The organism is Collimonas sp. (genome assembly GCF_035566375.1).
In the GTDB taxonomy this organism is placed as follows: Bacteria; Pseudomonadota; Gammaproteobacteria; order Burkholderiales; family Burkholderiaceae_D; genus Collimonas.
The window spans coordinates 174,284-186,895 of sequence record NZ_DATMRK010000035.1 but is presented as its reverse complement, the minus strand read 5'-3'; the positions used below and the strand labels follow the sequence as shown (position 1 = coordinate 186,895).

Below are 12,612 nucleotides of genomic sequence, written 5' to 3'. Positions count from 1 at the left end.
ATTTTTAAATAACAAGGATATAGCTATGCAATTGGTCAAAACCAACCGAGATACCCTTCTCCGGCCACTGCAGATCGTGAGCGGTATTGTCGAGCGTCGGCACACATTGCCGATTCTGGCCAATATCCTCATTCGCAAAGATGGCGAAAAGGTCTCTTTCCTGTCGACCGATATCGAAGTGCAAATCACCACCAACGCCCAGGTCGGCAGCGGTAGCGAAGTTGCAGCGACGACCGTCGCAGCACGTAAGCTGCTCGACATTCTGCGCGCCCTGCCGGACACCGGCGAAGTCTCGCTGACTCTGAGTAACAAACGCATGACCGTGCAATCCGGCAAATCCCGTTTTGCACTGCAAACACTGGCCGCCGAAGAGTTCCCGACAGTAGCCCAGGCCGATCATTACAACGCCACCGTCACCCTGCCGCAAAAGACCCTCAAGCACCTGTTCAACATGGTGCACTTTTCGATGGCGCAGCAAGACATCCGCTATTACCTGAACGGCCTGCTGCTGGTGCTCGACGGTAAAAACGTGATAGCCGTCGCCACCGACGGCCACCGCCTGGCGTTTTGCCAGGTCGCCACCGAGCAGGAATTTGCGCGCCAGGAAGTCATCATCCCGCGCAAGACCATCATCGAACTGCAGCGCCTGCTGGAAGAAACCGACGAACCGGTCCAGCTCGAAATCGCCAACAACCAGGTCAAGCTGTCGTTCGCCGATATCGAACTGATCTCCAAGCTGGTGGAAGGCAAGTTCCCCGATTACACCCGCGTCGTGCCCAAGGGTTACAAGAACGATTTCACCATCAGCCGCGACCAGTTGCTGCGCTCCCTGCAACGCGCCGCCATCATGACCAGCGACAAGTTCAAAGGCGTACGCTGGGTAGTCACTCCAGGCAGCCTGAAAATCAGCTCGACCAACGCCGATCAGGAAGAAGCGATCGAAGAACTCGAAATCGATTACGGCGGCGATAGCGTCGACATCGGCTTCAACGTCACCTACCTGCTCGACGTCCTCAACAACCTGAAGGGCGACAACGTCAACATCGCCCTCGGCGATGCAAATTCCTCGGCCCTGATCACCGTGCCGGAAAACGCTGACTTTAAGTACGTAGTCATGCCAATGCGGATTTAATCTGCAAAAAACAGGGCGGGAAGCGTTATGCTATTCCGCCCTGTTTACTTGTAAAAATAGCACTCAGCCCCAATATAAGTAGTCTCGAAGTAAGTTTTTCAGAAGGTAGTCATGTCATCAGCCCCTCAAGACAACACCAATCAGCCGCAACCTAATGCATACGGAGCGTCCTCGATCCAAATTCTCGAAGGCCTGGAAGCGGTACGCAAACGCCCCGGGATGTACATCGGCGATACTTCTGACGGCACCGGCCTGCACCACCTGGTATTCGAAGTGCTGGACAACTCCATCGACGAATCGCTGGCTGGCCACTGCACCGAAATCCACGTCACCATCCATTCCGACAACTCGATCTCGATCACCGACAACGGCCGCGGCGTGCCGACCGGCATCAAGTTCGACGACAAGCACGATCCAAAGCGCAGCGCAGCCGAAATCGTCATGACCGAGCTGCACGCCGGCGGCAAGTTCGACCAGAACTCCTACAAGGTTTCCGGCGGCTTGCACGGCGTTGGCGTCTCCTGCGTTAACGGCCTGTCCAAACTGCTCAAGCTGACCATCCGCCGCGACGGCAAAGTGCATTACATGGAATTCGTGCGCGGCGTACCGCAAAATCGCGAAACCGAAACCATCGACGGCATGCTGGTTTCCCCGATCAAAGTCATCGGCGATACCGACAAGCGCGGCACCGAAGTCCACTTCTGGGCCGACGAAGAAATTTTCACGCACGTAGAATTCCACTACGAAATCCTGGCCAAGCGCATCCGCGAACTGTCCTTCCTCAACAACGGCGTGCACATCAAGCTGACCGACCAGCGCACCGGCAAGGAAGAAAACTTCGCCTTCGAAGGCGGCACCCGCGGTTTCGTTGAATACATCAACAAAGCCAAAACCGTCTTGCACCCGACCATTTTCCAAGCCACCGGCGAAAAAGACGGCGTCTCGGTCGACGTCTCCATGCAATGGAACGACGCCTACAACGAACAAGTACTCTGCTTCACCAACAACATCCCGCAACGCGACGGCGGCACCCACCTCACCGGCCTGCGCGCCGCCATGACCCGGGTGCTCAACAAGTACATCGAAGAACATGACTTTGCCAAGAAAGCCAAGGTAGAAACCAGCGGCGACGACATGCGCGAAGGCCTCACCTGCGTGTTGTCGGTAAAAGTACCTGAGCCGAAATTCAGCTCGCAAACCAAAGACAAACTGGTCTCCAGCGAAGTGCGCCTGCCGGTAGAAGAAATCGTCGCCAAGACGCTTAACGATTATCTGCAAGAACGCCCGAACGACGCCAAGATCATCTGCGGCAAAATCGTCGAAGCCGCCCGCGCCCGCGACGCCGCCCGCAAAGCACGCGAACTGACGCGCCGCAAAGGCGTCATGGACGGCCTCGGCCTCTCATCCAAACTGGCCGACTGCCAGGAAAAAGATCCAGCCCTGTGCGAACTCTACATCGTCGAGGGTGACTCAGCCGGCGGCTCCGCCAAGCAAGGCCGCGACCGCAAATTCCAGGCGATCCTGCCGTTGCGCGGTAAAGTGCTCAACGTCGAAAAAGCCCGCTTCGAAAAAATGCTGTCCTCCGAGCAGATCACCACCCTGATCGCCACCCTCGGCACCAGCATCGGCGCCGATGAATTCAACGCCGACAAACTGCGCTACCACCGCATCATCATCATGACCGATGCGGACGTCGACGGCGCCCACATCCGCACCCTGCTGCTGACCCTGTTCTACCGCCAGATGCCGCAACTGGTAGAACGCGGCCACATCTACATCGCCCAACCGCCGCTATACAAAGTCAAGCACGGCAAAGACGAGCGCTACCTGAAGGACGACGCCGAAGAAGTCTCCTACATGATGCAAGTCGCCCTCAACGACGCCGCCCTGGTGCCAAGCGAAGGCGCGCTGCCGATCAGCGGCCCGGCCCTGGCCGAACTGGTACGCCAGTACAACACCGCCAACGCCATCATCACGCGTTTAACACGCGCAGTAGACGGCGCCGCCCTCACCTCCATCATGACCGGCGTCACCCTCAAGCTCGACACGCTGGAAGACGCCAAGGCATCCGCAATAGCGCTGGAAACATCGATCAACGAGCCATCGGTACAAGTCATCGTCAAATCCGACGAACTGTCCGACAAGCACGCCCTGCGCATCCTGCGCCGCTACCACGGCAACATCAAGGCCAGCGCCATCGACAGCGATTTCGTCGCCAGCCCTGACTATCAGGTGTTGACCAACGCCGCCGCAACCTTCAAGGGTTTGATCGGCCCCGGCGCACTGATCCGCCGCGGCGCCGGTGAAAAAGTAAAAGAATCAGCCATCATCGATTTCCACCAAGCCATGGCCTGGCTGCGCGACGAAGCAGAACGCGGCGTCAGCAAGCAGCGCTATAAAGGTCTGGGAGAAATGAACCCATCGCAACTGTGGGAAACCACGATGGATCCTACTGTGCGCAGGTTGTTGAAGGTGCAGATTGAGGATGCTATTGCTGCGGATCAGATTTTCATGACCTTGATGGGGGATGATGTGGAACCGCGTCGGGCGTTTATTGAGTTGAATGCGCTGCAGGCTGGGAATATTGATGTTTGATTTTTGTGTTGTAGGGTCTCAGAGAAGGTGAAAATTGTCTCACTCAAGTGAAAACAATTTCTCACAGTAGGTGAAAAAATCCTACTTTTTTCTGACGTAGATTTTGGTATGTATAAATTAAAAAAGCCTCGGTTTATACCGAGGCTTTTTGCAAGATGGCGTCATAGCGGTGTTAGGCAATACATCTATATGCGATGGCGGATCGACGTAGCCGTCTTGATCTTAGCGGACGACTTTGTATACTCAATCGGTAGATCTGTTCGTCGAAAGAAATACTGTCTACAACCATCTGCCTTCGGTCCAGTTATTGGCATAATTCCTGCATTTACTAGGTTCTTAACTAACGCCTTTGGTGATGTCTCTTTCGCTTTGGCCAAATTGGTGATGGAGACGTAGGTCATCTGAAACTGCTCAATATCACCTAATCGAATCAATCGACACGTTTTCTTGCCCAACAGAGACATCGTCGACGGCAACAAGCCAGTGCGTACAAGATGGTAGGCGACCTCTTGTTTGATCCTTAGCTTATTCGCGGCATCTACGACGGTCATATGAATGTCTGTCGTACTTGCGCGAAACATCGAACGCCATTGATAAAATTCTTTACGCTCGAATGCCAACCCCACAAATCCAGGTTTTATCGACGACGTCAGGATGGGGGAGGGCGTACCCATGATGACGGCGGAAACAAACGCTATAAATTCTCTTGTCGTAGCTAGGTGTATTTTTAGAATTACATGCATTGTTAGTAAGTCTTCTTCCACAGGTTCGCGATGGCAGCACGACAGGCGCTTTATGAAAGTAGCGATTTCCTGACGAGACAGCAATCGCGAACTTTGGCGTCCGAGGTTTTGATTGATGGAAGCCAACAAACCTCCAGATATCAATTCTTCCACTCTACCCCTTGGCAAGCCGAGGAGGATTGCGGCACCAGATAGCGTCACTTGATCGTTAAAATGTTTTTCCGCGTTCGCTATAGAGTCGCGTTCAATGGCGATATATGTTCTGCCGCGCGCCGTAATTTTTGTATGCCCGCGAAGAATATTGTGGCGAACAAGCTCCTTTACACGCTGTTGGGTGATGCGTAGCTGCTTTGCCACAATAATTGCTGGCACATAGCGTTGACTCGCGAAATCTGCGCTATGTGCCCAGGTATTGCGGTGATTCAATACACCTCGCCAATTTTCGACCATGAATCGCCGATATTCTGTCATCACAAATTCAAGAGATGGGGACGTGAATTTTGCACGAAGTGCTTTAGTGAAAGCCAGAAAATAGCGAGGTGGTTCCTGTCGAATCGCATCAGAATGATCATATTTGCCTGCGTCCCGAAAAAAGGTAAGAAGCCGTGATGGCCATTTTTCAAGTAGCCTTGTCGTAACCCGCACAAGATTGTGTGCAGCGTCGATATCCGCGACGTGGTAGCCACCACGTTTGCGGGTAGCGCCTACCATTTCACCATAGGTGCCAAAAACACGAATGAGCGTCGTCATCTCATCAGTGCTGATGTGCTCTGAGAGGATGCTGAATCCGTGTCCATCAGTCTTGTGCACGTTGCCGGTGTCAGCAGCAATGCAACGAGCGAGACGAGCACATAGCTGTCGCTCCGCCTCAGGCATATTTTTCCTCGGCCATTCGATTAATGATGAGCCACAATCGCAATATCGCAGTTGCGCCCGATGCCAAGACAGTCTTTTTGAGCATTGAGGGCACTGATCGACTAATAAATAGCCATGCTGATGACAGACTGTGTAAAGGGCATGTTCCCATTGCACACGCCAATATGGTTCTTCCGAAAGACACTCTGGACAACAGCGCGCTCGCGAACCTAATATACAACTCTCGTTGACATTACCCATGCTGCATTTGGGTCCTCCACCAACACGCAGCCATATAGGAATTCTTCCGTGCAATTGCGAACCAATCTTACTGCGTAAGCGCCTTACCTCCATAGACGCATCAGCGACCCAAGCGCTGCTAGGTAGCAAGTTCGCTTCGGTAAGTCTGAGCACGAATCCACGAAGGCTTTCGCCTTCGTGTGGGGCCAATTGAACTAATAGCGACCCGGTCATTGCGTCGCCCTCCTGCCGACATGTCTGGCAGACTTGACCGCAATGGCAAAAGGTTCGCCCAACTGATTTAGTTTTCGGAGTTTAAATTTCGGATGAAATGGATTGAGGGCTTTTTGCCCCTCCTTCCAAATTACCTCGATAAAAGCTCTCTCAAGCAAGGTAATATCCAACGTGGATCTGTTCTCCACTACCATCAATTCGAAGGCGCCTGTAATCAATGTACGAAGGTAGCCAATCAAACCGTTGCTGGCATAGAAAAGTCGGGTAGCCAGTGTTTCTTCGTCGAGTCCAGATAAGTGCTCGTTCGGTAATGCCTTGTCTATTTCTTTAAGTACGGCTTGAAACTCACATGCCTCTGCTTCTGTATCAAGGGAAAAGGGAAGGAGTTCAAGACGAGGTGAGAATCGACGTCTTAGTTGTTCATTGACCTGCAAAATTGCTTCACAACGCGGCAAGCCCATTAACAGGCAAGGAATACTCGCATCATCAATGAAACGCTTTAACCAATCAGATACGGAAATGAGAGAGTCTTGTTTACCGTGATCCAGAAAGTGTTGAAACTCATCAAATATGATCAGTTCTACTTTTAATTTTCTAAGTAGTCCGAGAGCACGCTCACGCTTCTCTGAGGCCGTTCCTCTGAGTACGACGGGATCGCCTAGTGCCGTAAGAATTGCTTCTGCAAGGCCTTTCAATGACGGAGTCGCAGGCGTTTGAACCAATAGAATAGGTATTTTAAGACCGTATTTCTCAGTTTGGTGGGGATAGAGTGATGCCAAATATTGCGCTATCCAGGTTTTACCTGTCCCAGACTCTCCAAGCAACAAGGTGTGTCGAGGTTCTGCACCGTGTCGTGCTAACTCTATGACACGTTGAAGACGTGAAACTGTCTCGGTGAAATGCCTGTGCGGAATGAGAATATCTTCAACCGCCTTGAGTCTGCTATAAAAATTTTGTTCGAAATTTGTCGTAGTCATAATGGCGCCCCCGATGATTTTGCAGGACGAGGGAAGCTCAACGCACCGAAGCTAGGTAGTGCCTCGACGGGAGTTTTTGCAGACGGGGGCGGAGCGGGCTCGGTTGCAATAGCATCGTCCGGCACCGACTTGCTCAGGAAAGAGGATTTCTTGTTTTGTCCGACACCCTGAATTTTCGCAGCATGCTGACGTTTGCGTTGCGATTTACTGAATGAGAGTTCTTTGACGATCTCACGAATTTCGGTTTTAGCTCGCGCTAACGCAGAGAGGTCAATTGCATCATCATTTATTTCGCGTGCACGTCTACAGATAAGCCGATGCTGCTCTAACGACAGTCCTCGAGCATATTCCTGATCAAGTGCCGGTACAGGGATGGCCTCTTTGGTGATGGGGTCAATTACATGTATTACTGAAATATCGTCGAAATAATAGCGAACTTCGAGCTTCACTGTTGCTCCATGTTGGCGACGCAGCGCCAACAGGGCTTTGTCGTTATAGCGAAGACAATGTACTTCAATGCCATAGTGAAACAGGGTCCGCTCGCAGGTGCGGCCAAGTGTAATGTCCAGTCTGCTCAGATCAGACAATAGCTCAGGGGGCGTTTCTTTGACGCCCTCACTCCATTTCCTGTATGGCGAACTATTGATGCCTCGGTGTAGCTTTTGAGCGTAAATATCAATCAACCAGCGGTGTAAATAGCGCATCAATTGCTGAAAAGTGATGACTGCGTGTTTCAATGGATCGTAATCTTCGCGATGAAACCATTGTGCAAAACTATGGCCAGGGAGTGACCGAGCGAATTGATAGTTCAGTGTTTTCAGAAACCGTTCAATCGAACCCTTGTAATAGGCCTGGCGCTTTGGGCAAAATTGGAGCTGCGTGCCTAATTCGTAAGCAACACGCTCCAGCTGCGCACTATGGAATTCCAATCCGTTGTCGCATACCAGTGTTTCTATCCGGCCATGGCAAGGCCAATCATGTTCAATCTCAGGATAAGCTTCCTTAATGTATGTTTTAGGTACCAGCGCGTGGCGCAAGCAGGCAAAGACGGCCTCGATCGAGGCCCCAGCAAAGCCGATATGCATGCCGATAGGCATTTTCGATTTTGCATCAATTGCCATTGTCACAGTAGGCCGCCCTTGAGGCAGGCCCGTTGTTTCATCTATGACGAAAAGATCCAACGGAGTGTGATCAATCTCGACCCTTTCAAGGATGCGTTTCGGCCGCACGCCAAGTCTGCTGGTACGAAACTTCATCTGCGCAATGTTTTTCCCGAATCGCGCATGTGTCTCATCGTATTTGTCGAGGCTAGCAAGTACGCGATATAGGGTTGCCTTGCTTGGCATGACGAGTTTTTCTTGATCAGCGCGGAACTCATTTTTTTTATCTATGCAATATCTCAATTTCGACTCTACTTCGCTACCGAAATTTCTTTCCTCAGTTAAATAGACAGTGTCGATGGCATCTTCGAGTATTTCCTGTACATCTGGATGAAGGCGACTTCCCTTTCCGCCCTTCAGATCTTGCCGATCGATGATGGCGCGATAATCACGTTGATGACGTATAAATTCCTTATACCAACGCCATACGGTAATGACGCTCGGCGGATGTTCATCGTTGAGCTGACGTGCACAATCGGTGATCATCGGTTCTAACACTGCCATTGTGGAAACGAAGGATCCACGACCGAGTACGTAATCTAGGTATTTCTTTTTCCTAATGGCCCTATTTTGAATTTCTTGCGGGAAGGTATGCAGGGCTCGACTCGTCGAGCGCAGAGTAGAGCACCCCATGGTGCTGCTATTGCTACCGATGAATTGCACGCGCTTTTGTGCATATTGCTGTAACAGTTCCTCTTTGTTGGTCATTACTAACGTGCCGTCGGACTCCGACTCAAGTTGAACCCGGCCATCACCGAGCATGCGAACGATTTGCGAACGTTGACCATCGACTACCAGGCCTGCGCCAACTTTAAATGTATAACTTTGCATTTTCTTCTCCTTCTTTCGTTACCGTCAGAATAGTTTTTCCGTGGACTGTGTCGCGCAGATCGCAGATCAAGATTTCCTGCTCGATCAGATGCCAGACGTCACAGTCATTACCGATGATTGCTACTGCATCGTCGAATGTGATGGTGTCAGCATTGCCGAAGCGTTTTCTCCATGTGCGTCGATCAAATGCACAAAGCGTTTTACGTCGACGGCGGAACAGCACGTCGAGGTTTTCTAAAAGCTGCTTTTGTCTGATATCGACTTCTGTGATTACGCGTAACGTGTTTCCGTTCTGGTCAAAATGATCCTGAATTCGAGCAAGACGAGCTGACTCCTGAGGGTCGAGTGTTTTTTGCAGTGGCTTAACCTCGATGAATTGAATTTCACCGGTATGGAGTGTTATTTCAAAGTCGGGGGTATAACGGCGTGTTTTTCCATCATGGCCGTAATACACCCGCATGGGTTGTTCGCGGTAGGCCGAAATGCCCGATGAAAATTCGAACAGCTTCACCGCATCTCGCTCAAGTTGGCTCTCCCAATGAACCATTCGTCCAATTTTTCGGGAGGGAAATTTACCTCTGACAAGTCCGAACGATCGACCTATCGGTTCTCGGGCACGCGGGGACAATGGAGCGCCGCTATATTGATTAGGCATACCGCGTGAACGATCGCTTTTCTTCTTCATATCATTTCTCCTTTGAAGCTAACGCGATGGTCAAGTGCATATTTATTCTTTGATCATCGTTAGCCCGTGCGTGACGAATTCGGTGCATTGGAGGTTGAATTCGTCACTGATTTTGCGATGCAAAAGCCCCTCGCTGCGGACCATGAACATGACCAACTTGGGACAATATTCAGATATCAGCAGACAAAACCACTCCGTGATTTGACCAAGAATGATCAAATCGCTATGGTTGGGGCAGCAAAAAATACAAGGGGAAGGCTTGACGTCGAGGCGGGAAAGATTGAGACTACAAGTACTGATCTTGTAGTACGTTTCCTCTTGCAGGAGGATCCCGTCTCAAACAGAAAGCGCCGCAGGCCTTCCACAGGTTTGTGGCGTTTTTACATGGGTCTCTCCTTTTTCAAAATTGGTTTTGGTTAAACGTCTAGAGATGTGGGCGAGGGTTTCATTGCGCCACATCGAACAGCGTTGATCATTGTTTCCAGCAGACCTAATTGCGCATCGTTCAACTCACTGACGCCAGACACAAGGTTCGCGATCACCACATACCCTCTGGGCGATAAATTGGCCGGCATGCGAATGACGCGCTGAGATAATCTTGCAGCGGTAAAGAGCGTGGCCGTTTCGTCTGGGGATAATTCCAAGCACACCGCCAAGTTCTCCAAAAATCTCAGATTACCTGGGGACTTTCCTCCCTTTTCAATACGATTGACATAGCTTCCGTTCACGCCCAATTTCTGCGCGAGCTGATCCTGCGTGATACCTAGCGCATTTCTTTTTGCAACGACAAATTGGCCGACAGGAGTCATCTCTTATGCAATTTTGAAGATCGATTTTTAAACTCTACATTGACCGTCGGTAAATTTCTAGAGCGTTGAGTTTCATAAAATGGGGAACCGTTTTTCGTAATTTTCGATTTCTCGTTTTTTCTCTGTTTTTGGAAAGAAATTTGAATTTAATTTTGCAAGTGATTGCAACGAGAATTAAAAGTATCAAAAAGATTTGTCGGATTTCCGGTGAAAATGTTTTGATATTTGAGGTGATAACACGGTGATTTGAAGTAATCGAGAGTCGAAATAAGCGCAAAAAAAATATTTCATGTTTTTCGCCTGCTGTGGGCATAAAACAACGCTTTATAGAAGGTGGTTATCGCGCCACCATCTCGATGGCCGCAATCCGGCTTTCATAAACGGTGCAATCATTCTTATGCTTATTTTTTAGATACTTATGGCGATTCACATTTGTCCCGATGTTGCCGAGGCCCGCGGTCGGTATAAATTCTGGGAAAGGATCTGTGTCTCAACCGTCATCGGCCAGAAGCCATTGCATCAGGACATGCATCGAGAGGTGGCACCGGATTTTCCAAGCGTTGCGGCTTGCGCTAATATGGGAATGAGGATCTGTCGCTGTGTCTACTAGATTGGCACCCACTCGACGCCAATGGCGCGATCAAAGACCCGTAATGATTTCCGTTAATATGCCAATGAACAAATCGACTGAGCATCAGCTATCGAAGATTGAGTTAGTTCCTATTCTTGTCGATGTCGCCGTTTCGTGGGTGAACAAGTACGGGGAAGAGAAAATTTTGAAGAACCTGCCAGGTCCTGTCCATATGGCTGATCGTGACAGATTATCTGTTATTTTTATGACGCCAAAATCTATGGCATGCATATACGGAGGTGAGAATTATTCGGTAAACGTTTGGTTGGACGGTAAAAAGACTTTTTTTGTTTGCTGGAGTTCGCAACGCTTGAAGGACTATGAGGTCGTCAATTTTAAACGTGGTCCGTGGATATCTATGCTAACGAACGATTTGCAATAGGTATTTGGTGTAGCTAGATTGGTGACGAAGATGTGCATTGGAAGGCGGCCGTACCTTAAGAGGCAGTAGGGGCAACTGGACGCGTATCCTTCGTTAGCTTGAATGCATCCGAGCTAATTTTATTATGTCATTCTTTTTCTTTGCTGGAAGCCGATAAAAGTTCAGCATCAATTCGGCCAGATTATCTTCTTCTGTATAGAAATACCCTGTAGGTACATCCAATATCTTTGCCAAATTTTGAGCGATCTTGTAGTCGGCTTTATGAACCCCTAGTTCATAGCGATTAATCCTTGGGCTGGCAACAAACTGGTCCAGTCCGGCCTGGATGCCTAGCTGCTTTTGTGACAAACCAGCTGCAATACGGGCTTCCTTGAGGCGGCGCCCCCATATTTCATTGGCATTGCTCATTGCGTAGTTCTCAATACATATAAGAACTACGAGAATCGTAATAATTTGTTATCCTAGATACTACGTATATCGTAGTATTAGTAAAGTCGTTGGGAGCGTTAACCAAACCTGACATCCCACCGCTGGAAAGCTCGTTCTCAACATATATCGATCGACTTGAATTGGATTTTTCATGCCCAAAACCGCTCTTAACCAATATTCCGCCCTGACCGACGCAGTCCATACCCAACCGATGCCGCAGATCGGCATATCCAGGCCGCTAATTGCCGCGTTTGTGGTGACTCAACTGCTGGCCGGATGCGCTACGAGCAACGTAGGCGACAGAATCAATCAATCGGTCGAAGGCATGTTGTCGTCGATTGGACAGTCAAAGACGCAAAAGAACGTCACAGAAGTCAACAGCACAAGTAATGCGCCAAGTACCGGCCCGAGTGCCTTGCCAGAAGACGTAAAATCCATCAAAAAAACAGCATTGGCGGGTCTTTTTGCCAAGCATCCCTACGACGGCACGTCGAAGAGTATCTATCCTCGGGTCGCTGTAACGGCCCTTGACTGGACACGACCAAATTGCTGGATTGCCCGCGCCACCCTGTGGCACAGCAATATCAGTTCGGAAAAAATTCAACCATTTGCCGTATGTTGGCAAAGTACTCTGGCATTTGCCGTCAACCAAGCCGTCAACTACCAACTGTTCATGACGCAGTCCGCCAGCGGCCACACTGGCAATGTGCGTGGCGAAGGTCCTAAGCCGCCCATGCTGGCGTATCCGTTGGATGCGTTTGGTGCGTCGCAATGGCAGAAGGGGCAGGACGCGATCGCATTCGTGGAGCAACTGCTGACAGAGACGGGTTGGAAGCCAGGTGCGCCAACCAATATCTGGATCGTGGGTTACCAAAAATAACAATGTTCCAATCGGTCATCGGTTTCCCA

General features: G+C 50.3%; 10 protein-coding genes and 1 pseudogene. 4 read left to right on the top strand and 7 right to left on the bottom strand.

From position 1 onward, the window contains the following. Positions 1 to 25 precede the first annotated feature (25 nt). Both dnaN and gyrB read left to right on the top strand, forming a co-directional pair. Positions 26 to 1,132, top strand: a complete 1,107-nt coding sequence (gene dnaN / locus VNZ60_RS11465; protein WP_211467259.1) for a DNA polymerase III subunit beta — start codon at positions 26 to 28, stop codon at positions 1,130 to 1,132. 111 nt (positions 1,133 to 1,243) lie between these two features. Then, positions 1,244 to 3,727 (top strand): DNA topoisomerase (ATP-hydrolyzing) subunit B, encoded by a 2,484-nt coding sequence (gyrB, locus tag VNZ60_RS11460; protein WP_325659194.1) that lies wholly within the window; start codon positions 1,244 to 1,246, stop codon positions 3,725 to 3,727. Positions 3,728 to 3,912: 185 nt separating this feature from the next. Here gyrB and VNZ60_RS11455 read toward each other — a convergent pair whose 3' ends face one another. From VNZ60_RS11455 to VNZ60_RS11440, 5 genes and pseudogenes are all read right to left on the bottom strand, one after another. Then, positions 3,913 to 5,346 carry a hypothetical protein gene (locus tag VNZ60_RS11455; protein ID WP_325659192.1) on the bottom strand — a complete coding sequence of 478 codons (1,434 nt, stop codon included), beginning with the start codon at positions 5,344 to 5,346 and terminating at the stop codon, positions 3,913 to 3,915. Positions 5,347 to 5,460: 114 nt separating this feature from the next. Then, positions 5,461 to 5,799: pseudogene (locus VNZ60_RS25345) on the bottom strand (TniQ family protein); the annotation flags it as partial. Then, positions 5,796 to 6,776 (bottom strand): TniB family NTP-binding protein, encoded by a 981-nt coding sequence (locus VNZ60_RS11450; RefSeq protein WP_325659190.1) that lies wholly within the window; start codon positions 6,774 to 6,776, stop codon positions 5,796 to 5,798. The gene VNZ60_RS11450 and the pseudogene VNZ60_RS25345, both read right to left, overlap by 4 nt. Next, positions 6,773 to 8,767 carry a hypothetical protein gene (locus VNZ60_RS11445; RefSeq protein WP_325659189.1) on the bottom strand — a complete coding sequence of 665 codons (1,995 nt, stop codon included), beginning with the start codon at positions 8,765 to 8,767 and terminating at the stop codon, positions 6,773 to 6,775. The genes VNZ60_RS11450 and VNZ60_RS11445 overlap by 4 nt, the downstream gene beginning before the upstream one ends. Further along, a complete protein-coding gene (locus VNZ60_RS11440) occupies positions 8,748 to 9,452 on the bottom strand; it encodes a TnsA endonuclease N-terminal domain-containing protein (protein WP_325659187.1) in 705 nt (234 codons plus the stop codon). The genes VNZ60_RS11445 and VNZ60_RS11440 overlap by 20 nt, the downstream gene beginning before the upstream one ends. A 66-nt stretch (positions 9,453 to 9,518) precedes the next feature. Between VNZ60_RS11440 and VNZ60_RS11435 the strand changes: the two genes are divergently transcribed. Beyond that, complete coding sequence (locus tag VNZ60_RS11435) at positions 9,519 to 9,872, top strand: hypothetical protein (RefSeq protein ID WP_325659185.1); 354 nt, start codon at positions 9,519 to 9,521, stop codon at positions 9,870 to 9,872. Here VNZ60_RS11435 and VNZ60_RS11430 read toward each other — a convergent pair. Both VNZ60_RS11430 and VNZ60_RS11425 read right to left on the bottom strand, forming a co-directional pair. Beyond that, positions 9,869 to 10,261: a helix-turn-helix domain-containing protein gene (locus tag VNZ60_RS11430; protein WP_325659183.1), complete on the bottom strand. Its 393-nt coding sequence runs from the start codon at positions 10,259 to 10,261 to the stop codon at positions 9,869 to 9,871. The two genes, VNZ60_RS11435 and VNZ60_RS11430, sit on opposite strands and share 4 nt — an antisense overlap. 1,106 nt (positions 10,262 to 11,367) lie before the next feature. Next, entirely contained in the window at positions 11,368 to 11,682 is a 315-nt protein-coding gene (locus tag VNZ60_RS11425) for a helix-turn-helix domain-containing protein (protein WP_325659181.1), read from the bottom strand. Between the two features lie 172 nt (positions 11,683 to 11,854). On the opposite strand from VNZ60_RS11425, the gene VNZ60_RS11420 reads away from it, so the two are divergent. Next, complete coding sequence (locus VNZ60_RS11420; protein WP_325659179.1) at positions 11,855 to 12,583, top strand: hypothetical protein; 729 nt, start codon at positions 11,855 to 11,857, stop codon at positions 12,581 to 12,583. The last annotated feature ends 29 nt before the right edge of the window (positions 12,584 to 12,612 follow it).